The sequence below is a fragment of the Agromyces sp. H66 genome (assembly GCF_004959775.1).
Taxonomy (GTDB): Bacteria; Actinomycetota; Actinomycetes; order Actinomycetales; family Microbacteriaceae; genus Agromyces.
The window spans coordinates 530,064-548,779 of the sequence record NZ_SJZG01000001.1; the positions used below are offsets into that span (position 1 = coordinate 530,064).

General features: G+C 71.3%; 19 protein-coding genes and 1 pseudogene. 6 read left to right on the plus strand and 14 right to left on the minus strand.

Translation table 11 applies throughout. From position 1 onward, the window contains the following. Positions 1-4: 4 nt before the first annotated feature. From EZM51_RS02545 to EZM51_RS20435, 3 genes and pseudogenes are all read right to left on the minus strand, one after another. Positions 5-1,657, minus strand: a complete 1,653-nt coding sequence (locus tag EZM51_RS02545) for a thiamine pyrophosphate-binding protein (protein ID WP_136706641.1) — start codon at positions 1,655-1,657, stop codon at positions 5-7. 202 nt (positions 1,658-1,859) lie between these two features. After that, positions 1,860-2,388 (minus strand): annotated as a pseudogene (locus EZM51_RS02550) (aldehyde dehydrogenase family protein); the annotation flags it as partial. Between the two features lie 209 nt (positions 2,389-2,597). Next, complete coding sequence (locus EZM51_RS20435) at positions 2,598-2,762, minus strand: hypothetical protein (RefSeq protein ID WP_169053757.1); 165 nt, start codon at positions 2,760-2,762, stop codon at positions 2,598-2,600. Positions 2,763-2,911: 149 nt separating this feature from the next. Between EZM51_RS20435 and EZM51_RS02555 the strand changes: the two genes are divergently transcribed. Continuing rightward, on the plus strand, positions 2,912-3,214 hold the full coding sequence (locus EZM51_RS02555) for a hypothetical protein (RefSeq protein ID WP_136706642.1): 303 nt from the start codon (positions 2,912-2,914) through the stop codon (positions 3,212-3,214). Between the two features lie 18 nt (positions 3,215-3,232). On the opposite strand, the gene EZM51_RS02560 is transcribed toward EZM51_RS02555, so the two are convergent. Further along, positions 3,233-3,985, minus strand: coding sequence for an IclR family transcriptional regulator (locus EZM51_RS02560; RefSeq protein WP_136706643.1), 753 nt, complete (start codon positions 3,983-3,985; stop codon positions 3,233-3,235). A gap of 167 nt (positions 3,986-4,152) precedes the next feature. Between EZM51_RS02560 and EZM51_RS02565 the strand changes: the two genes are divergently transcribed. The 3 genes from EZM51_RS02565 (at position 4,153) to EZM51_RS02575 (ending at position 7,791) form a co-directional block, all read left to right on the plus strand. Then, complete coding sequence (locus EZM51_RS02565; protein ID WP_136706644.1) at positions 4,153-5,643, plus strand: glyceraldehyde-3-phosphate dehydrogenase; 1,491 nt, start codon at positions 4,153-4,155, stop codon at positions 5,641-5,643. A gap of 38 nt (positions 5,644-5,681) precedes the next feature. Beyond that, positions 5,682-6,857: a thiolase family protein gene (locus tag EZM51_RS02570; RefSeq protein ID WP_136706645.1), complete on the plus strand. Its 1,176-nt coding sequence runs from the start codon at positions 5,682-5,684 to the stop codon at positions 6,855-6,857. A 145-nt stretch (positions 6,858-7,002) separates the two neighbouring features. After that, on the plus strand, positions 7,003-7,791 hold the full coding sequence (locus EZM51_RS02575; RefSeq protein ID WP_136706646.1) for a 3-hydroxyacyl-CoA dehydrogenase: 789 nt from the start codon (positions 7,003-7,005) through the stop codon (positions 7,789-7,791). An 18-nt stretch (positions 7,792-7,809) separates the two neighbouring features. On the opposite strand, the gene EZM51_RS02580 is transcribed toward EZM51_RS02575, so the two are convergent. The 3 genes from EZM51_RS02580 to EZM51_RS02590 form a co-directional block, all read right to left on the minus strand. Beyond that, positions 7,810-8,781, minus strand: coding sequence for a permease prefix domain 1-containing protein (locus tag EZM51_RS02580; RefSeq protein WP_136706647.1), 972 nt, complete (start codon positions 8,779-8,781; stop codon positions 7,810-7,812). Continuing rightward, the gene (locus EZM51_RS02585) at positions 8,778-9,119 is read right to left on the minus strand and encodes a helix-turn-helix transcriptional regulator (RefSeq protein ID WP_136706648.1); all 342 of its coding nucleotides are present in this window, start codon (positions 9,117-9,119) and stop codon (positions 8,778-8,780) included. Before EZM51_RS02585 ends, EZM51_RS02580 begins: the two co-directional genes overlap by 4 nt. Before the next feature lie 93 nt (positions 9,120-9,212). Next, a complete protein-coding gene (locus EZM51_RS02590) occupies positions 9,213-10,655 on the minus strand; it encodes a helix-turn-helix transcriptional regulator (RefSeq protein ID WP_136706649.1) in 1,443 nt (480 codons plus the stop codon). A gap of 129 nt (positions 10,656-10,784) precedes the next feature. On the opposite strand from EZM51_RS02590, the gene EZM51_RS02595 reads away from it, so the two are divergent. Both EZM51_RS02595 and EZM51_RS02600 read left to right on the plus strand, forming a co-directional pair. Beyond that, a complete protein-coding gene (locus EZM51_RS02595; protein WP_136706650.1) occupies positions 10,785-12,650 on the plus strand; it encodes a phosphoenolpyruvate carboxykinase (GTP) in 1,866 nt (621 codons plus the stop codon). A gap of 189 nt (positions 12,651-12,839) precedes the next feature. Next, positions 12,840-13,232, plus strand: a complete 393-nt coding sequence (locus EZM51_RS02600; RefSeq protein WP_136706651.1) for a DUF1622 domain-containing protein — start codon at positions 12,840-12,842, stop codon at positions 13,230-13,232. 1 nt (position 13,233) lies between these two features. On the opposite strand, the gene EZM51_RS02605 is transcribed toward EZM51_RS02600, so the two are convergent. The 7 genes from EZM51_RS02605 to EZM51_RS02635 form a co-directional block, all read right to left on the minus strand. Beyond that, entirely contained in the window at positions 13,234-13,731 is a 498-nt protein-coding gene (locus EZM51_RS02605) for a 2'-5' RNA ligase family protein (protein ID WP_136706652.1), read from the minus strand. Positions 13,732-13,781: 50 nt separating this feature from the next. Next, the gene (locus EZM51_RS02610; RefSeq protein WP_136706653.1) at positions 13,782-15,665 is read right to left on the minus strand and encodes an ABC transporter ATP-binding protein; all 1,884 of its coding nucleotides are present in this window, start codon (positions 15,663-15,665) and stop codon (positions 13,782-13,784) included. 128 nt (positions 15,666-15,793) lie between these two features. Continuing rightward, the gene (locus EZM51_RS02615; RefSeq protein WP_349236053.1) at positions 15,794-16,057 is read right to left on the minus strand and encodes a hypothetical protein; all 264 of its coding nucleotides are present in this window, start codon (positions 16,055-16,057) and stop codon (positions 15,794-15,796) included. A gap of 28 nt (positions 16,058-16,085) precedes the next feature. Beyond that, positions 16,086-16,514, minus strand: a complete 429-nt coding sequence (locus EZM51_RS02620) for a type II toxin-antitoxin system VapC family toxin (RefSeq protein ID WP_211195794.1) — start codon at positions 16,512-16,514, stop codon at positions 16,086-16,088. Next, positions 16,511-16,771 carry an AbrB/MazE/SpoVT family DNA-binding domain-containing protein gene (locus EZM51_RS02625; protein WP_248305421.1) on the minus strand — a complete coding sequence of 87 codons (261 nt, stop codon included), beginning with the start codon at positions 16,769-16,771 and terminating at the stop codon, positions 16,511-16,513. Before EZM51_RS02625 ends, EZM51_RS02620 begins: the two co-directional genes overlap by 4 nt. Before the next feature lie 63 nt (positions 16,772-16,834). Beyond that, the gene (locus EZM51_RS02630) at positions 16,835-17,788 is read right to left on the minus strand and encodes a PfkB family carbohydrate kinase (protein ID WP_248305422.1); all 954 of its coding nucleotides are present in this window, start codon (positions 17,786-17,788) and stop codon (positions 16,835-16,837) included. After that, entirely contained in the window at positions 17,769-18,689 is a 921-nt protein-coding gene (locus EZM51_RS02635; protein WP_136706654.1) for a pseudouridine-5'-phosphate glycosidase, read from the minus strand. Before EZM51_RS02635 ends, EZM51_RS02630 begins: the two co-directional genes overlap by 20 nt. Positions 18,690-18,716 lie beyond the last annotated feature (27 nt).

The following is an 18,716-nucleotide window of genomic DNA, read 5'->3' on the forward strand; positions in this document are numbered from 1 at the left end:
GCAGTCAGCGGCCGCGATTGACCGCGATCACCTCGTGCTGATAGGGCGCGATGACCCGCCCCGAGATGCGGCAGTCGAGCAGCAGGAACCGGCGCTCGGCGACCGGCTCGGCCGCCCAGGACGCGAGCCGGTCGAGGTCGGCGAGTTCGCGCACCACCACGCCCTCGGCACCGACGGCGTTCGCGAGCCCCGCGAAGTCGACCTCGGGGATGAGCATGGGCTCCTCGGCGTATCCCTTGAGCCCGTAGAGGTTCACCTCGGCGCCGTAGGCCGCGTCGTTCCACACCACGGCGATGCCGCGACCGGCGGCCGTGCGCACGGCGCTCTCGAGGTCGGCGAGCGCCATCAGGCCCCCACCGTCGCCCGTCGTGAGCACGATGGCCGCGTCGGGCTTCGCGGCGGCCGCGCCCGGCACGCTCGGCAGCCCGAGCCCGATGGACTGGAACGCGGTGCCGACCATGAGCATCCGGTCGGGCGCCGCCACCGGCCAGTACATGTTCGCCCACCCGATGAAGTGCCCGCCGTCGGAGACGACGACGCGGTCCTCGGGCAGCAGTTCGCCGAGGCGGGCCGCGACGCGGCGTGGGTCGAGGCGACCGTCGGGGGCGACGTCGTCACCCGGGTGGAGCCGGCGCAGTGGGGCGAAGTCGACGGACTCGCGCCATCCGCTGGGCGCGGCGCCGGTGCGCTCGAGCCGGTCGGCGATCCCGGATGCCGCGAGTCGCGCGTCGCCGGCCACGAAGTCGGTGACCGCGGGGTTCGTCGCCTCGGGGGCCAGATCGACCTGCACGACCCGCGTACCCGGCGCGAACAGCTGCCCGAACCGCGTCGTGAACTGGTTGAGTCCGGCGCCGAAGACGACCGCGACATCCGCCTCGTGCACGAGCGCCATCGCGTCCTCCTGGCCGAACCCTCCGGTGACGCCGAGATCGAAGCCCCGGTCGGGGAAGATCCCGCGCGCGAGCGCGGTCGAGGCCGTGACCGCGCCGGTCAGCCCGGCGAGCCGGGCGAGCGCGTCGCCCGCGCCCGCGAGCCAGGCGCCGCGACCGGCGAGGAGGAACGGTCGGCGGGCGACGGCGAGCAACTCCGCGACCGCATCGAGGCGGGCCGAGTCGGGCTCCAGCGGCGCAAGCAACGTCACCGTACGCAGTTCGTCGGCCGACGGGAGCTCACCGGCGTCGGCCGTGGCGAGGTCGTACGGAACGGCGAGCACGACGGGGGTTCGGTGGGCGAGCGCGTGCTCGATCGCCCGCACGGTCGTGGCCGCGGCATCCTCGCGCCCCGCCGTGAGCGTCGGCACGCCCGCGGCGGCGGCCATGGCCGCCTGGTCGACGTCCCAGGGGCGGACACCCGTCGTGGGCGCGTCGCCGACGACGAGCACGACCGGGATCCGTGCCTGGGCCGACTCGGCGAGCGCGGTCAACGAGTTGGTGAATCCGGCGCCGTACGTCGCGGTCGCCGCCGCGAGCCGGCCCGAGGCGCGGTAGTGCGCGTCGGCGGCCACCACGCCGCCGGCCTCGTGGCGGAGCGCGGTGTACCGGGCCGAGGTGCGGTCGAGGGCGTCGAGGAGGGCGGCGTTGCCGTTGCCCATGACGCCGAAGACGTGGTCGACGTGGGCGGAGAGGGCGTGCGCGACATGCGCGGAGACCGAGGCCATGGAAGTCCTTCGAGACGGTGACGGAGCTGGGGAATCCGTGTGTGTCTCGCTCGAGCCCGCTCGTGGCGGTTCGGCTTCGTGCCCATTTTTCGAGCACCGGCGCTCACGGCGCCTGGACATCACGATTCTACCGGCTCCACCGGCGACGGCGGCCGGGTCGAGGACTCCCACCCCGTCCCGGCCGCCGTCGGCGATCGCCCGATCAGCCGTTGACGACCTGCGGAACGCCCAGCGCCTTCAGCCCCTCGACCCCGAACTCGAGGCCGTACCCCGACTGCTTCGCGCCGCCGAACGGCACCATCGGGTGCACGCCGCCGTGCGAGTTGATCCACACCGTGCCTGCCTCGATGCGCGCGGCGACCTCGCGCGCGCGGTCGCGGTCGCTCGACCTCGTCGACGCCGACGCCCATTGGCACGTTGCCCGCCACCTCGACGAGCGCGTCGCACACGGCGTCGTAGACGTCGTCGTGCACGTACAGGCGCTTGAGGGCGGCGCAGGTCTGCCCCGTGTTGATGAACGCGCCCCAGAAGACGCCCTCGGCGATCGCCTTCGGGTCGACGTCGGGCAGCACGATGCCGGCGTCGTTGCCGTCGAGCTCGAGGGTGAGTCGCTTGACGGTGTCGGCGGAGCTGCGGATGATCGCCTTGCCCGTCGCCGTCGACCCGGTGAACATCACCTTGCCGACGTCGGGGTGGCTCGAGAGGGCGGCTCCGACATCCCGCCCGCCCGAGCGGGATCGAGGATCTCGCGGCGCTCGCCGTCCTGGGGCGTGATCTCGTCGAGAAGACGCGCGTAGGTCTCCTCGAGGACTGGGGTCAGGCTGTCCATAGCTCCTCCGCGTTGAGTCTGGGACTCCAACGCCAGGCAGCCGTGCGACAGCCCACTTGCCCGTCGGCGCGGGGGGCTTGACCCACCGCGCACGAACCGGGATCGATCGCGTCAGACTCGACGGCTGCCCGTCAGCATCCGCACCAGCCACACGATGACCGCGATGACCAGCAGGACGATGCCGACCCACAGGAGGAAGTTGAGCGACTCGACGAACCCGCCCGTGAAGAGCAGGATGACGGCGATGATGGCGACGATGATCAGGAGGATGTTCACGGATCTTCCCTTCGACGGATGGTCCTTCGTTCCACGGGTTCGCGGAGTGCGACCATGGGGCCACTCGACCACCGAACGCCACGTCTGTCCAGCCGCTTGCGCGGCGGTCGCAGGTCCGCTATGCGGGCGCGATCGTCCAGAATGGACCGGTGAAGACGATCCAGCTCCGCAGGTACACCCTCGTCGACGGCGCGTACGACGCATTCGTCGAGTGGTGGCACGAGGCGATGCCGGCCGTCCGGCCCCCTGCCGGGTTCACGATCGAGTTCGCCTACGGGCTGCGCGAGTCGAACGAGTTCGTGTGGGCCGTGAGCGTGGCGGGCGACCGCGACGAGTTCCGGCGGCTCGAGGAGGCGTACCTGGCCTCGGACGCCCGTGCGGCTGTGTTCGAGGGCGTGCCGCAGCGGGTCGTGCGCTCCGACGTCGGCTTCGTCGACGACATCGCGGCGTAGTCTCAGCCGAGTTCGGCGTCAGCTGAGCTCGGCACGGATGCCGCGCGCCGCCTGTGCCAGGCGTGCCCCGATCTCGTCGGGCCGGGTCGTGAGGCCGATGTAGACGACGGCGAGGGCGGCGAGCGGCTGGCCGGGCACCGCGAGCGGCACGGCGACCGACGACATGCCGGGGATGACCTCGTCGCGGCTGACCGCATAGCCCTGCTCGTGCGCCTCGGTGATGCGGTCGTCGCCGAGATCGGGCCGCACGTCCGCGGGAAGGGCGCGGCGACGCTGCTCGCGTGTGAGGAGCGTCTGGATCGCGACGCCGGGAGCGCCGACCGCGAGCGAGTGCCGAGTGCCCGGCCGTTGGGCGACGGTGGCGTGCGCATGACGCGGCTCGACGCTCACGAGGGTGACGACCTCGCCGTGGTCGAGGATGCCGACGAAGGCCGTCATGCCGAGTTCGTTCGCGACCGCCGTGAGCTCTGGGAGCGCGGCGGACTGCAGGTCTCTCGAAACACTCCTGGCGAGCGCCGCGAGGCGCGCCCCGAGCTCGATGCTGCCCGCGGCGGTGCGCCCGACGAGGCCGTGGTCCTCGAGCGTGCGCAACAGCCGGTAGACGATCGAGCGGTGCACGCCAAGGGCGGTGGCGAGTTCCGCGATGGTGAGCGGACCGTCGGCCTCCGCCAGCACCTCGAGCACCCGGATGCCCCGGGAGAGCGTCTGCGAGTGCGGCGCCTTCTCGCGCTCGGCCGACGTCTCGGCATCCGCTCGATCGGCGGCGGTCATCGGAGCCCTTCGGTGCTCAATAGTCGAACTGGAATTTCGATAATAGAATGGCCCGAGCATGGCCCGCAACCGCGCATGACGCCGAGGGCATGAGCATTCCGTAGAATCGAAGCATCCCCCACCACGACGAGGCCGACGCCAGGCGCGCTCGGTCGAGGAGGAACCACGTGACCCACGAGTTCGACGCCCGACGCGAGGAATGGATCGCCCGAGAGGAGCTCGCCGAGCGGATGATCCCGCTCATCGGCGGACTCTATCGAGATCACGGGGTGGTGACCTCGATCCACGGCCGGCGACTCATCAACCGCTCGGCGATCGAACTGTTGAAAGCGCACCGCTTCGCGCGTCAGGCCGGCGACGAGGAGCTGCCGCTCGCCGACACCATGCGCGTGCTCGAGGCCCTGCGCGAGCTCGGACCCGGACCGGCGTCGGTCGACGTGGCCCGTCTCGTGGCGCGCTTCCGCGCATCGGGTGAGCAGGCGCCGCTGGTCGACTTCCTGCGCAGCGAGCTCGCTCCCGTCCTCGTCGACCCCGAGGCCGAGCCCGCGCGGGGCACCGACGTCGTGCTCTACGGCTTCGGCCGCATCGGACGGCTGCTCGCGCGCATCCTCATCGCGCACGCCGGCCACGGGCAGGGCCTGCGCCTGCGCGCCATCGTGGTGCGCAAGGGCGCCGAGAACGACCTGGTGAAGCGCGCGAGCCTGCTGCGCCGCGACTCGGTGCACGGCCCGTTCGCCGGCACGATCGAGGTCGACGAGGAGGCGAACACCATCCTCGCCAACGGCACCCTCATCCAGGTCATCTACTCGAACGACCCGGCCTCGATCGACTACACGCAGTACGGCATCGAGGACGCCATCGTCGTCGACAACACCGGCCGCTGGCGCGACGAGGAAGGGCTCAGCCAGCACCTGCGCTCGACGGGCGTGGCGCGCGTGCTCCTCACGGCACCCGGCAAGGGCGCCCTGAAGAACATCGTGCACGGCATCAACCACACCGACATCTCGCCCGACGACCGCATCCTCTCGGCGGCGTCGTGCACGACGAACGCCATCACGCCGGTGCTCAAAGCGGTGAACGACGCGTACGGAGTCGTACGGGGGCACGTCGAGACCGTGCACTCGTACACCAACGACCAGAACCTCATCGACAACTTCCACAAGGGCGACCGCCGCGGGCGCTCGGCCGCGCTCAACATGGTCATCACCGAGACGGGTGCCGCCAAGGCCGTCGCCAAGGCGCTGCCGGAGCTCGCCGGGAAGCTCACCGGATCGTCCATCCGGGTGCCCACGCCCGACGTGTCGCTCGCGATCCTGAACCTGCAGCTCGAGCGCCCCACGTCGAAGGCCGAGCTCAACCGCTACCTCCGTCAGGTGTCGCTCACCTCGCCGTTGCGCCAGGAGATCGACTACATCGAGTCGCCCGAGGTCGTCTCCACCGACTTCGTCGGCTCGAACCGCGCCGGCATCGTCGACGGCCTCGCGACCATCGCCGACGGCACCGACGCCGTGCTCTACGTCTGGTACGACAACGAGTACGGCTACAGCTGCCAGGTCGTGCGCGTCATCGAGGCGATGGCCGGGACGCACCCGGTGGTGCTGCCCGAGCGCGAGCCGGTCGTGCTCGAGCGCTCGGTGGAGCCGGTCACCGCCGGCTGAGCCCGCGCGGGCTCGTCGCTCCGCCTAGGCTGGAACACATGAGCACCGAAGCCGTCATCGTCGACGTGATCCGGACGCCCGTCGGGCGCGGCAAGCCCGGAGGCATCCTCTCGGGTATCCATCCCGTCGACCTGCTCGCGGGCGTCCTCGACGCCCTCGTGTCCCGCAACGACCTCGATCCGGCGCTGATCGATGACGTCATCGGCGGATGCGTCAGCCAGATCGGCGAGCAGAGCTACAACATCACGCGCAACGCCGTGCTCGCTGCTGGCTTCCCCGAGACGGTGCCCGGCACGACCATCGACCGCCAGTGCGGGTCGAGCCAGCAGGCGGCGACGTTCGCGGCCCAGGCCGTGCTCGCCGGGCACGCCGACATCGTCATCGCGTGCGGGGTGGAGTCGATGAGCCGCGTGCCGCTCGGCTCGAGCGCCGCCGGCGCCGACCCGTACGGCTCCCGCCTGCGCACCCGGTACCCCGACGGACTCGTCAACCAGGGGGTCTCCGCCGAGCTCATCGCCGCGAAGTGGGGCTTCTCGCGCGAGGAGCTCGACGCGTTCTCGGCTCGTTCGCATCAGCTCGCCGCGGCGGCGGGGGAGTCGGGCGCGTTCGCGACCGAGCTCGTGCCCGTGCCCGGCGTCGACTCGCTGGTCGACGAGACCGTGCGACCCGCCACGACGGTGGAGTCGCTCGCGGGCCTCAATCCCGCCTTCCGCACCGACGCGGTCGCCGAGCGGTTCCCCGAGATCGACTGGCGGATCACGCCCGGCAATTCGTCACCGCTCACCGACGGGGCATCCGCCGCACTGATCATGAGCGCCGAGGCCGCCGCGAAGCTCGATCTCAGGCCCCGGGCCCGGTTCCGGTCGTTCTCGGTCGTCGGGAGCGACCCGCTGTACATGCTCACGGGCGTCATCCCGGCGACCGAGAAGGCGCTCGCACGCGCGGGGCTCGTGCATGCCGACATCGACGCGTACGAGGTCAACGAGGCGTTCGCGTCGGTGCCGCTCGCGTGGCTTCGGGAGACCGGAGCGGATGCCGCGAAGCTCAACCCGCGCGGCGGTGCCATCGCCCTCGGTCACGCGCTCGGCTCGAGCGGCACCCGCCTGCTCACGACCCTCGTGAACCACCTCGAGGCCACGGGCGGTCGACTCGGCCTGCAGACGATGTGCGAGGGCGGCGGCATGGCCAACGCCACCGTCATCGAGCGGCTCTGACCGACTCCCGGCCAGCCGTCTCCGAATGATGGCGTTCGCCGCCGAGTGATACCGGCGGCACGGTCCAACCCGGTTCGAACGTCATCATTCGGCGGCGAACGTCGTCACTCGGCGAACCAGATCGCACCACGAAAGGACACACCAGATGGAACTCGACGGCACCTCCGCGATCGTGACCGGCGGGGCATCCGGCCTCGGCAAGGCCACCGCTCGCGCACTCATCGACGGCGGGGCATCCGTCGTGCTCGTCGACCTGCCCGGCCCCCGGGGCGAGGAGGCCGCGGCCGAGCTCGGCGAGCGCGCGAGCTTCGTCGGGGCGGATGTCGCGGACGAGGCGCAGGTGCGGGCCGCCGTGGACGCCGCATCCGCGATCGCGCCGCTCCGCGTCGCCGTGAACTGCGCCGGCATCGTCACCGCGAACCGCACGGTCGGGCGCGACGGGCCGGCGCCGCTCGACGCGTTCGAGCGCACGATCCGGGTGAACCTCATCGGCACGTTCAACGTGATCCGGCTCGCCGCGACCGCCATGGCCGCGACCGAGCCGGTGTCGGCGGGCGTGCCGGGCGGCCCGTCCACGGCCGAGCGCGGAGTCATCGTCAATACCGCATCGGTCGCCGCGTTCGACGGCCAGATCGGCCAGGCGGCCTACTCGGCGTCGAAGGGCGGCGTCGTGGGCATGACGCTGCCGATCGCGCGCGACCTGTCGAAGCTCCTCATCCGCGTCGTCACGATCGCGCCCGGCATCTTCGAGACGCCCATGATGGCGGGAATGCCCGACGACGTTCGCGCGTCGCTCGAGGCGCAGGTGCCGCACCCGTCGCGTCTCGGTCACCCCACCGAGTACGCGGCGCTGGTGCGCTCGATCATCGCGAACCCGATGCTGAACGGCGAGACGATCCGGCTCGACGGTGCGATCCGCATGCAGCCGAAGTAGGAGACGCGCTGCGCGTCGCTATCCGACCACCGAGGCCACGGGCATGCTGCGGTTGGCGGCGGCCTTGCGGAACCCGTCGATGATGTCCCAGACGGCGATGCCGACGAACACGAACGTGAGGATGACGACCACGGGCCCGCCGCTCGGCCACGGCCATGAGATCGCGTCGAGGAACTCGGGGGCGAGCAGTCGCCCGCTGAGGAAGAGCCAGACCGCCGGAACCGTGAAGGCGGCGTTCAGCAGCACGTTGACGCCGGCCATCGTCCACGTCCAGCCGCGGAGGTAGATGACCACGGCGAAGGCCACCTCGAGGGCGAGGAGGACCAGGAAGTAGGGGATCCAGAACGACCACAGGTCCGGATCCAGCACGGGGATCGGGAGGCGCTCGCCGTCGACGAAGATCGCCCCGGCCTGCTGCCACACGATGGCCCCCGCGAAGATCGCGAGGAACACGACCGAGCCGATGAGGTCGCCGAGTCGGCCCGCCCTGGCGTCGTCGCGTACCTGTGGGAGTTGCTCGGGCGTCCACGTGGCGACCGGCATCGCGGTGGCGCTGCGTTCGGCGATCGCGAAGACGAGCGTCGTCCAGAAGCCGACGTGCACCGCCACCGAGAGTGCGACGGTGATCGGCTCGGCGATGATCTCGCCGATCGGAGCGCCCGAGAGCACCTGTCCCAGCAGAACGCCGACCGCTGAGAGGGGTACCAGGATGACGAGCAGAAGCTTCACGAGGCGCCACCACGCCGCGAAGTAGCGAGGCCCGATGAGGTGCAGCGGCCGGTCCACGTAACGGGCGGCGAGCTGCCACGGGTCGCCCAGCTCGACGAGTGCGGCGTGCTCGGCGTCGGCCGCGGCGGCGCCGCGCGCGATGTGCGCATCGATCGCGTCGCCGATGCGCTCGCGCAACTCGCGTTGGAACTCGGGTCGCTGCGCCTCGGGGACGCTGCGTGCGGCGGCCCAGACATAGCGGTCGGTGAGGCTGGCGGTCATGATTCGTCTCCGGTCGTGAGTCGGGTGAGGGCGTCGTCGAGGCGTCGCCAGTCGGCGGTGAGTTCGGCGGCGAGCGCCTCGCCGGCCGGACTCGTGCGATAGAACTTGCGCGGGCGGGATTCGTCGGTGTTCCACTCGCTGGTGAGCAGGCCCTGCTTCTCGAGCCGGCGCAGTAGCGGGTAGAGCGTGTTCGCGTCCACGGTGATGCCGCGCGCGTTGAGCGACTCGAGCAGCGCGTACCCGTAGTCGGCCGTGCGCAGGCGCACGAGGCAGGCGAGCACGACGGTGCCACGACGCAGCTCCTGGAGGTGCCCGATGGTGAGGTCGTCGTCCTGCATGCTCCACACGATACTGTGTGATGCACACTATCGCAACCGTCACGTCATCGTGCGTGCACGGCACCCTCGGGGCCGAAACGCCGAATGGCGGGATCAGTGGTCGGCGTGCGCCTCGAGGAACTCGTAGACCTCGGCGTCGTCGACGCCCGGGAACGTGCCCGACGGCAGCGGCGAGAGCACGTGCGCATGCAGGCGGGCGCTCGGCCACGCCTTCCCGGCCCAGCGCTCGGCGAGACCGTCGGGCGCCCGACGGCAGCAAGCCTCGTCGGGACACGTCGAGACGGCGCGCACGGTCGTCTCGCGCCCGCGGAACCACTTGGCCTGGTTGAACGGCACGCCGACCGTGATCGAGAACTCCGCGGCATCCGTGCGTCCGGTCTGCGTGGCGTCCCAGAAGGTGCCCGCCGGGGTGTCGGTGTACTGGTAGTTCTCCGTCGTGCGGTTGGTGTGCTCGAACGCCCGTCGGGCGCTCCACTGCTTGCACACCCACTGGCCCTCGATCGATCCCGTGACGTCGGTCGGCAGCGGCAGGCCGTCGTTCTCGTAGCCCTTCAGCAGCGCGCCGTCACCGGCCACCCGCAGGAAGTGCACGGTCATGTCGAGCTGGCTCGTCGCCAGGTTCGTGAAGCGCAGTGCCGCGGCCTCGTGCGTCACGCCGAACGCGTCCCGGAAGTCCTCGATGGCGAGCCGCTTCTCCTTCTTCGCGGCCTGCAGGAACGCGACGGACGCCTCCTGCGGCATCAGGCAGGCGGCGGCGAAGTAGTTGATCTCCAACCGCTGCCAGAGGAATTCGTCGTAGCTGGCCGGCGGCGTGTGCCCGAGGAGCCGATGCGCCATGGCCTGCAGGGCCATGGACCGCAGGCCGTGGCCGCCGGGGATCGACGCCGGCGGCAGGTAGATGCGACCGTTGGCGAGGTCGGTGATGGAGCGCGTCGAGTCGGGCAGGTCGTTGACGTAGATGAGCTGGAAGCCGAGCCGCTCGGCCATGACGCTCACCTCGCGGTGCGTGAGGGCGCCCGTGCGGTGGCCGGACGCGCGCACCTGCTCCTCGGCGAGCAGTTCGATGTCGGGCAGGTAGTTGGCCCGCTCGCGCATGCGCTCGCGCAGGTCGGTGTTCGCGCGCCGCGCCTCCTCGGGGGTCGCGATGGCCTCGCTCGCGCGCCGTTGCAGCTCGCGATGCAGGCCGACGATGGCCTCGAGCGACTCGTCGCTGATGCCGCGGCCCGGTCGGATCGGCGGAAGGCCGAGGCTCGCGTACAGCGGGCTCGACTGCGCGCGCCCGAGTTCGAGCTCGAGGGCGGCGCGCCGGCTCGGCGCCTCCCGCGCGAGGAGCTCGGCCAGCTCGACGTCGAGGGCGAGGGCGAGGGCGTCGAGGGTGGAGAGCTTGGGTTCGCGCTTGCCGTTCTCGATGAGCGAGAGCTGGCTGCCCGCGAGCCCCACCATCTCGCCGACCTGGTCGAGCGTGAGTCCGCGCTCGCCGCGGAAGTGACGGATGCGCTGGCCCAGGATGGCCAGGTCGGGGGTGCCTGCCTTCATGGCTTAAGGATAGCGAAAGATTCTTGGTTCTTAACACGCGCTCGGGTCGAACAACCGCGTGAAGGAGGCGCATCCTTGAAGTACCGAGGTGAACAGCGACCGACGGTCGACCACATGAAAGGGACGAAGATGACGATCTCAGACTTCTCGATCGGCACCGACGCATCCGCTGCGGCCGGCGGTACCCGACGCGGCACCACGGATCCCGACCTGATCGCCTGGGTCAACGAGATCGCGGCGCTGACCAAGCCCGACGAGATCGTCTGGTGCGACGGCTCCCAGCAGGAGGCCGACCTCATCACCAAGCAGATGCTCGCCGAGGGCAAGCTCATCAAGCTGAACCCCGAGTGGCGGCCGAACAGCTTCCTGGCGCGCACCGACCCGGGCGACGTCGCGCGCGTCGAAGACCGCACGTTCATCTGCTCGACGTACGAGGAGGACGCCGGACCCACGAACAACTGGCGCGACCCGCACGCGATGCGCGAGGAGCTCACGCACGTGTTCGACGGTTCGATGAAGGGCCGCACGATGTACGTCGTGCCGTTCTCGATGGGTCCCCTCGGCGGCCACATCTCGCAGCTCGGCGTCGAGATCACCGACTCGCCCTACGTCGTGCTCTCCATGGGCATCATGACCCGCATGGGCGACGCGGTGTACCGCCTCATCGAGGCGGGAGAGCCGTGGGTGCACACCGTGCACTCGGTCGGCTACCCGCTCGTCGACGGCGTCGGCCACCGACGCGCCGACGTCGAGTGGCCCTGCAACGAGACGAAGTACATCGTGCAGTTCCCCGACTCCCGCGAGATCTGGTCGTACGGCTCCGGATACGGCGGCAACGCCCTGCTCGCGAAGAAGTCGTTCGCGCTGCGCATCGCATCGGTCATGGCGCGCGACGAGGGCTGGCTCGCCGAGCACATGCTCCTCATCAAGATCACCTCGCCCGAGGGCCGGGCCTACCACGTGGCCGCGGCGTTCCCGTCGGCGTGCGGCAAGACGAACCTCGCGATGCTGCGCCCGACCATCCCCGGCTGGAAGGTCGAGACGATCGGCGACGACATCGCCTGGATGCGCCCCGGCGACGACGGCCGCCTCTACGCCATCAACCCCGAGGCGGGCTTCTTCGGCGTCGCGCCCGGCACCGGCGAGAGCACCAACCCGACCGCCGTGCAGACGCTCTGGGGAAACACGATCTTCACCAACGTCGCGCTCCGCGACGACGGCGACGTCTGGTGGGAGGGTCTCACCGACGAGGTGCCCGAGCACCTCGTCGACTGGCAGGGCAACGACTGGACGCCGGCATCCGGACGTCCGGCGGCGCACCCCAACTCACGGTTCACGGTCGCGGCGGCCCAGTGCCCGCAGATCGCCGACGACTGGGAGGCGCACGACGGCGTGCCGATCGACGCCATCCTGTTCGGCGGCCGTCGCGCGACGAACGTGCCGCTGGTCGCCGAAGCGCGCAGCTGGAAGCACGGCGTGTTCATGGGCGCGACGATCTCGTCGGAGCAGACCGCGGCCGCCGAGGGCACGGTGGGCGAGCTCCGCCGCGACCCGTTCGCGATGCTCCCCTTCTGCGGCTACAACATGGCCGACTACTGGGGCCACTGGGTCAAGATGGGCCGCATCCTCGGCGAGAAGGCGCCGAAGATCTACCAGGTGAACTGGTTCCGCAAGGGTCACGACGGCTCGTTCCTGTGGCCCGGGTTCGGCGAGAACTCGCGCGTGCTCGAGTGGATCGTGCGCCGCGTCGAGGGTGCCGCCGAGGCCGTCGAGACGCCCATCGGCCTGCTGCCCGCGCCCGGCTCGCTCGACATCGACGGGCTCGACCTCGCCGACGACACGGTCGAGCAGCTGTTCGAGGTCGACCACGAGACGTGGCTGGCCGAGTGCGACCTCACCGAGGAGTACTTCGCCCAGTTCGGCGACCGCGTCCCGGCGGCGCTGAACGCCGAGCTCGCGAGCCTGCGCTACCACCTGCAGCACCAGGGCGACTAGCGCCATCCGAGGTGCGCCCCGAGCGGGCGCACCTCGGCATGTCGACGACGGATGCCGCGAGCCGGCGTGCACGGGAAGGTGCGCCGGCTCGCGGCATCCGTCGTTCCGCGGCATCCGTCGCTCCCGTCTCCGGCAGGTCGCACCGCGCCGAGCGCGTCGCGGCGCTAGCCTGTGCCCCGAGGAGGCGGCATGGATTTCGGCGAGATCATCGAGCGGGTCGGCGAGATCATCGACGTCGTCGGCGTCGTGGCGATCGTCGTCGGGGTGGTCTATGCGACAGCAGACGCGGCATTCCGCGGCCTCCGGCGGCGGAGTCCCGTGTACACGCGCTTCCGCCGGGTGCTGGGTCGCGCGATCCTCCTCGGCCTCGAGCTGCTCGTCGCCGCCGACATCATCAAGACCGTCGCGGTGACCCCGACCCTCGAGTCGGTCGTCGTGCTCGGCATCATCGTGCTCATCCGCACGTTCCTGAGCTTCTCGCTCGAGCTCGAGATCACGGGACGCTGGCCGTGGCAGAAGCGCATCGTCGACGACGGCGATGACATGGCGCGAACCGCCGCCGCCCGGGCCGACACCGCCTGATTCAGCCGGCCGCGTCGGGAGCGCTCGACCCGCCCAGCCGCCAGGAACCCACGATGCGGCCGTGGTGCGACGTCTCGGGCGGACGCAGCCTGACGAGGGCGAGGGTGTCGAGCGTCAGCCGGTCGCCCTGGCGCACGCGGCCGTGCTGCTTGGCGGTGATGTGCGGGCGGTAGTCCTCGCGGATGTGGCCGAGATCGACGGCCCGGTCACGGAGCGCGGCCGCCGAGACGGCGCGCAGCGCGAGGAGGGCGCGGCCGTCGTCTCGCACGAGTGACACGAGGATGTTCTTCCGCGGGCCGAACATCGCGTCCTCGCCGATGTCGACGGGGATCGCCTGCGCGCCGGCCGCGACCGGGGCGAGCGCGGCGTTCAGCGTCTCGACCTCGACGTCGGTCTCGAACGGCTCGACGAGCGTGAGGTGCAGCGGCCACTGCGCCACGGTGAACTCGTCGTTCACGACGAGCGGCTCGAGCGGCAGCACGAGGACGAAGCGCGCCATCCCGCGAGTCTAGCCGCGCTCCGTCGGTGTACGCGGGGTGCGGGGCCGGCTCAGACGAGCAGCTGGTGCGCCGCGAGGTCGCGGTACAGGGGAACGGATGCCACGAGCTCGCCGTGCGTGCCGTCGCCGATGACCCGGCCGGCGTCGACGACGAAGATCCGGTCGGAGTCGACGACCGTCGAGAGGCGATGCGCGATGACGATGAGCGTGCGCCCCGCCGACACGGCGTCGATGGCCTCGCGCATCATGCGCTCGTTGACCCCGTCGAGCGACGAGGTCGACTCGTCGAGGAGCAGGATCGGGGGCGCGGCGAGGAGCGCTCGGGCGATCGCGAGGCGCTGACGCTCGCCGCCCGAGAGCATGATGCCGTCCTCGCCGACCGCCGCGTCGAGGCCCGCCGGGTCGCGGTCGAGCACGCCGCCGAGGTTCACGGCACGCAGCACCTGCTCGCACTGCGCGTCGGTCGCGTCGGGGCTGCCGAGTCTCAGGTTGTCGCGCAGCGAGCCGGCGAGCACGGGCGCGTCCTGCTCGACGTAGCCGATCTGGGCGCGCAACTCGGTGCGGTCGAGCGAGCGCAGGTCGAGGCCGCCCATGCGCACCGCGCCGACCGAGGGGTCGTAGAACCGCTCGATGAGGGCGAGGATCGTCGACTTGCCGGCACCCGACGGGCCCACGAGCGCGACGCGCTGCCCGCGGGGCACCCGGAACGAGACGCCGCGCAGCACGGGCTGGCGCTCCGTGACGTTCGGCTCGGGGAGATGCTCGTCGGCGGAGTCGTTGTCGGGGTCGGCCGGGTCCTGGCGGGTCGTCGCATAGGCGAAGTGCACGTCGTCGAACTCGATGGCCGGGGCATCCGGGAGCACGCCGGCGTTCGCCTCGCCGACCACGAGCGCGAGCGGGGCGAGCTCGCGATCGTGCGCGTCCTCGTCGGGCAGGTCGAGGATCTCCTGGATGCGGCCGAGCGCGCCGAGCGCCTGGTTGACCGAGGTGATCGCCCCGAACGCCTGGCCGAGCGGCAGGATCATCATGAACAGGAACAGGATGAACGCGACGAGGTTCGCGACCGTGATGGCGCCGCTCGCCACCCGGAAGCCGCCGACGCCGAGCACCACGAGGAACGACACCTGCATCGCGATGCCCGCGATGGGCACGATGAGGGCCGAGATCTTCGCGACCTTGACGCCCATCTCCCACGCGCCCTCGGCCTCGCCCTCGACCGCGCGGATCTCGCGCTCGGTGGCGCCGGCGGCACGGATCGTGCGCACCGAGCTGATCGCGCGCTCCACGGCCGCGGCGACGTCGCCGATCTTCTCCTGCGCCCGGTGCGACGCCTCGCGCACGCGTCGAGAGAGGAGGGTCACGGTGGTGATGGCGATCGCCACGACGAGCACCGTGAGCCCGAGCAGCACGGGGTCGATGATGAGCATCGCGATGAGCGCGCCGACGAACGTGACGGTGCCGCCGATCGCCTCGACGAGACCCTGGGTGAGCACGGCGCGCAGCATCGTCGTGTCGCTGCCGACCCGCGAGACGAGGTCGCCCGTGCGACGCGTGTCGAATTCGGCGATCGGCAGGCGCAGGAGCTTGGCCACGAGTCGCTTGCGGCTCGAGAGCACGACGCCCTCGCCCGTGCGCTGCAGCAGGTAGTGCTGGTAGCCCGAGATGACGCCGCTCACGACGACGAGGGCGATGAGCCCCCACACGATCCAGCCGAGCGGCTCGGCGGCTTCGACGATCGAGATGACCTGGCTGACGAGCAGCGGCTGGGCGAGGCTCGCGAGCGCGCCGACGACCGAGAGCCCGGCGACCCAGACGAGCACCGGGCGATGCTCGAAGATGAACGGCAGCAGCTGCCCGAAGGTGGCGCGTGGTCCGGTGCCGGTGTCGCGCCGCGCGAAGGGGCTGCGTCGTCCGCGGGTGGTGGTCTCGCTCATGTCCTCTTCCTGTCCGCGCGGTGAGCGGCGCGGTCGCAAGCCGTCGAAGGGATGCCGCATCCGCTCGGATGCCGCGCCGTCGCCGCCTTGCAGCATACGTGTCCCGGCTGCGACGAAGATGTGGCCGGCTACCCCCGGCCGTACTTCTTGTGCACCGCCTGCTTCGACACCTCGAGCGCGAGCGCGATGATCTGCCAGCTGGCGCCGGCGGCGCGAGCGCGCCGGACGGCCACCGCCTCGGCCCGGTCGAGCTCGCGATTGACCTCGATGCGGGCATGGTGCAGGTCGCGCAGCGCCCGATTCGGGTCGTCGCCGTCGGCCGCGGCGATCGCGGTGCGAAGGGTTCCGTCGTCCAGGTCGTCAACCGTAGTTGACGTAGGTCGAGCCGTCAACCCACGTTGACGAGGCGCGACGGGTGCGTCACGCGGACCCCGTGTCGCCGAGGACCTGCCAGCCGAGGCGCCCGGCAGCCGCGCGGTCGAACGTCACCGTCTCGGCGACGCCGAAGAGCTCCATCGTGCCCTCGATGAGCGCATCCGCGAAGTCCGCGCCGTCCTCGGCGAGGGTGAGCGCGCGCACGACGCTCTCGCCGTCGTCGAACTCGAGCACCTCGGTCCCGACGAGCGCACGGATGACCGTGAGGCATGCCGCACGCGGCATCCGGACCGATCGCGCGAGCACCCAATAGGTCTCGACGAGAGACACCTGGGTGATGAAACCGGGCGTCTCGCCGGTCAGGTCCCGGAACAGGCGCTTGGCCACGGGCGACTGGATCGGGTCGTCGTCGAGAACCGCACGCAGGATCACGTTCGTATCGATTCCGACCAGCCGTGTGTCGGAACCGATCACGCCATGCCCCTCAGTCCGCTCTCGGCGCCGCCCTCCGCGATGGCGTCGTTGATCTCCTCGATCGTCATCGGCTTGCGCCGGGGATCATGCAGGAGGCCGATGAAGTCCTCGACGGTTCCCGTCCGTGCGACGATTCGGTACTGCCCATTCGGGAGCTTGACGAACATGACCTTCGAGCCTGCGGTGAGGTGGAGGTCATCCCTGACCTCCTTGGGCACGGTGATCTGACCTTTGCTGGTCATCGTGGCGACGGGCACTCCAGAATCCTTTCGATATCCATTCCAGATTACCGTATGGCGGACCGTAAGGATATGCGCGCGCTACCGCGACCTGGCTCCCGGGCTCGTGAGCACGGATGCCGCGCTCGCATGTCCGGCCCGGCACGCCGCCGCGACATCCGCCCCCTGCAGGGTGGCCGCGAGGAACCCGGCCGCGAACGCGTCGCCCGCACCCGTGGTGTCGCGGATGCCCGCAACGGGCGGCACGTCCACGCGAGTTGCGAGCCGGCCGCCCGTGATCACGTCGGTCGGCAGCGGCCCGTGCTTCACGACGACGGTGGGGGCGACGGATGCCGCGAGGGCACCGCCGCCCGCGAGGCCGAGGAGCGCCGCCTCGTCCTCGTTCGCGAACACTACGTCGGGGGCGAACGCGCGGACGAGTTCGAGCGCGGCCTCGACGCCGAGGCCCGAGATGAGGCCCGTCGAGGAGGCGTCGAGCGAGGTGCGCGCGCCCGCGTCGCGGGCGATCGCCGCGAGCCGCAGGAGCTCGCCGCGCATCGGCTCCCGCTCGAATCCGTAGGCAGGCGCGTGCAGCCAGGCGACGCCGTCGAGCCAGGCGGGGTCCACTCCGACGAGCTCGGCGGAGGCTCCGCGGTCGGGGAACATCGTGCGCTCGCCCCCGGCGTCGACGAGGAGGACGATCGTGCCGGTGCGGCCCTCGCGCTGCACGCGCACGTCGACGCCGTGCGACGCGAGCTCGGCGACGAGCGCGTCGCCCGCGGCATCCGCGCCCACCCGCCCGATGAACCCGGTCGGCACGAGCCCGGCCGCGAGCGCCGCGACGTTCGCCGCGCTTCCGCCGCGCGACCGGAACACCTGCGCGGCCGTGTCGGTCGCGGTGCGCACGGGCTCGCCCGCCCAGACGACGATGTCCTCGACGAGGTCGCCGACGACCGCGAGCACGCCGGGTGCGGCCCCTGAGCTCGTCGAAGGGGCTGCGTGGCTCGCCTCGACGGGCTCAGCGAACGGCGAGCGCTCAGCGCGCGGCGACGGCACGTGCGATCTCCGCCCCGAGCGCGACGTTGCCTCGGTACACCTCGAGGTTGACCTCGAGGCTGCGCCCGCCGGTGGCGCGCTGCACGAAGTCGAGCAGGAAGGGCGTCGTGTCGTGCCCCGTGATGCCGGCATCGGATGCCGCGGCCAGCGCCTCGGCGAGCACGCGGTCGTGGAAGGCGGGGTCGAGCTGCTCCGCCTCGGCGACCGGGTTCGCCACGAGCACCGCGGCGGTCAGGCCGAGTTCGTCCCGGGCATGCGCCAGCGCCGCGGCCTCCGTGGGGTTCTCGATGCGGTAGTCGAGGGAGAAGCCCGAATCGGCCACGTAGAAGCCGGGGTAGCGGTTCGTGCGATAGCCAACGACCGGGATGTTGAGCGTCTCGAGGCGTTCGAGGGTGGCGCCGATGTCGAGGATCGACTTCACGCCCGCGCTCACCAGCGTGATGGGCGTCGTCGCGAGCGTGGTGAGGTCGGCCGACTCGTCGAACGTCTCGCCGGCGCCGCGGTGCACGCCGCCGAGGCCGCCCGTCGACATGACCCGGATGCCGGCGCGGTGCGCGAGCCACGCGGTCGCCGCGACCGTCGTGCCGCCGTCGAGCCCCTTGGCCCGGGCGATCGGCAGGTCGCGCACGCTCACCTTGACGACGGCGTCGGCCGTGCAGAGCCGTTCGATCTCGGCGCGGCCCAGGCCCACCGTGGCGACGCCGTCGATGACGCCGATGGTCGCGGGCAGCACGCCGGCCGATCGCACCTGCTCCTCGGACTCGAGGCCGACCTCGAGGTTGCGGGGGCTCGGCAGGCCGTGGCTCAGGATGGTCGACTCGAGGGCGAGCACCGGGGCGCCGGCTCGGAGCGCGTCGCGAACCTCGTCGGCGATGCGGATGCCGGGTGGGGGAGTCTGCATGCTGTCAGCGTACGAGGTCCCGGCGTC